At 68.3% G+C, this 2,144-nt stretch carries 3 protein-coding genes; all 3 read right to left on the bottom strand.

Going from position 1 to position 2,144, the window contains the following annotated elements:
- Nucleotides 1–598: 598 nt before the first annotated feature.
- On the bottom strand, nucleotides 599–1,162 hold the full coding sequence (locus ACWDKQ_RS35870) for a class I SAM-dependent methyltransferase (RefSeq protein ID WP_450143188.1): 564 nt from the start codon (nucleotides 1,160–1,162) through the stop codon (nucleotides 599–601).
- Nucleotides 1,163–1,580: 418 nt separating this feature from the next.
- The gene (locus ACWDKQ_RS35865; protein WP_450143189.1) at nucleotides 1,581–1,730 is read right to left on the bottom strand and encodes a hypothetical protein; all 150 of its coding nucleotides are present in this window, start codon (nucleotides 1,728–1,730) and stop codon (nucleotides 1,581–1,583) included.
- Between the two features lie 180 nt (nucleotides 1,731–1,910).
- Nucleotides 1,911–2,144 (bottom strand): hypothetical protein (locus ACWDKQ_RS35860; protein WP_450143187.1); only part of this gene is annotated, 234 nt, incomplete at its 5' end.

Here is a 2,144-nt window from a genome sequence, read left to right as displayed (position 1 = left end):
CGGCTTCGCCCCCACCTCGAGGACCGACGACGCCAATGGCGCACAACCGCAGGCCGGCACCACCACCTCGTCCCCGGGCCCGATGTCCATCGCGCACAAGCGCACCGGGCCCGTTCTTCTCGGTTCCCCCGTAAACTGCGGAATGACCGAGCAAGGGGCACCGGGATACCACAGCGTGGACAACCGTGAACTCGCGGCTTTCCTGCGCGACCGGCGGAAATCGCTGCGACCCTCGGACCTGGTCCTGTCGGTCGGGCCGCGGCGTCGCACTGCCGGCCTGCGGCGCGAGGTTGCGTCCGGCCGACGCGCGTTATCCCGACGATCCGGGAATCCGCGGCGCTGGTTGCCGAAATCCGCGACGCCAGCCCCGGATTCGTCCACCTCTGGGAATCCCGCCAGGTGCAGCCCGCACCAGCTCCCCCAAGACCATGAACCACCCGGTCGTCGGCCCCATGTAGCTCAACTGCGATGCCTTGGTGACGGTCAGACCAGGCGTCCCCTCCCACCACGCGATACAGCTGCTCAAGGTCGCCGGCAACCGACGAATGGACGTCCCGACCTGGTGCAGGCCACGCCGCACGGGGCGGCCTGAGGCGGGTCAGTCCTGGCCGGGGCAGGGGCGGCGGCAGACGTAGATGCGGGCGGGCGGGATGTTGCGCCACACCGTGTGCGAGGTCAGCACCTCGTCGAAGGTCAGGTCCAGGCGGCGGCGGAACTGGCGGGCGCCGGTCATGCCCAGGGCGTGCACGTAGGCGAATGTCGTGAAGGCGCCGCCGGGCGCGAGGACCGCGCCGACCTGGTCCAGGATGTCCTGCTGCAGCTTGGCCGGGAAGATCGACCACGGTAGGCCGCTGACCACCGCGTCGACCTTGCCGATGCCCGCATCGGCCAGCAGGTCGCCGAGCCGGGAAGCGTCGCCCTGGATCACCTCCATCCACGGCAGTTCCGCGCGCAGGTACTCGACCATGCCGGAGTCCACCTCGATCGCCACCTGGCGGCCGCCAACGGGCAGCCGCTGGGCGATCCCGCTGCTGAGTGCGCCGGTGCCGGGCCCCAGCTCCACTACCACTGGTCTGCCGGCGGTCGGCACCACGGCCGCCATCTCGCGAGCGAGATTCGGCGAGCTGGGCACGAGGGCACCGACCAGGTTCGGCTTGCGCACCGCGCGCTCGATGAACGTCCGGTAGTTAGTCAGCACCGATCCGGAGCCCGAACTCGGCAGCACCGGACCACCCGGCTGTGGACCACTGGACTGTTCGACTGGACTCACGGATGCCCTTCCCGATCGGCGTGCGGACCTCGTTCGGCCCACCCTATCGGTCGCCGCACCTGCCGCGACCGACATGTGCGGCATCACATGTCGATCACGCTTACCGTGGACAACGGTGACACTAGTTATCTTCGCAAACAACCGGTCGGGAAAATCGCGGAATCGACGCGCGGTGCACCTCATCAAAAAGACACCCGGAATTTGGGTAACGAAAACCGGCCGGGCGGCGATTGGATTCACCGCGCCATGGCCGGTTCGAGGTTCGCGGGCTCGTTCCCGAATGCAGGAGCAAGCCCGCCTGCGCGCTTCCTCAGGCGATGCGGTCGGCCGCTGGGCCGATCGGCTCTATCACCTGGTCAGGGGTGCCCGGCTGCAGCCGCTGCGCCCACTTAGTCATCGCTGCCGCCACCGCCAGCAGTACAACCGACTCGACCGCCAGGGCCACCCACACCATTGTCACTTCTTGCCTCCCTTCTGCAAACCTCCCCGTCTTCCGCATGCGCGCGCCAGGCACCGCCGACAAAGGGCAGGACGAACGGAAGAAGGTTTGGGGAACCATCGCTTACGCAACCAATCGTAGGGTGTTGTTTCGGTGGGATTAAAGGCACCCGACGGGTGTCTTGCGTCGCACCCCCTTGGCCTATTCGAACAACTCGACAGCAGTGGCGCAGACCACTTCCCGCGCGGGAAGATTCCGGGGCGGTGGCTGTTCTGCCGGACGTGGAGCGCATCGATGTCGTGGTGATCGGTGCCGGTCAGGCGGGGCTGACGGGCTCGTTACCACCTGCAGCGAACCGGCATCGACCACGTGGTGCTCGACCACGGCGACGGCCGGGCGGCGCGTGGCGACGGCCGGGCGGCGCGTGGCGACGGC

This window comes from Saccharopolyspora sp. NPDC000995, from assembly GCF_053599315.1.
The sequence above is the reverse complement of the archived record's forward strand: the minus strand, read 5'-3'. Positions and strand labels throughout refer to the sequence as shown.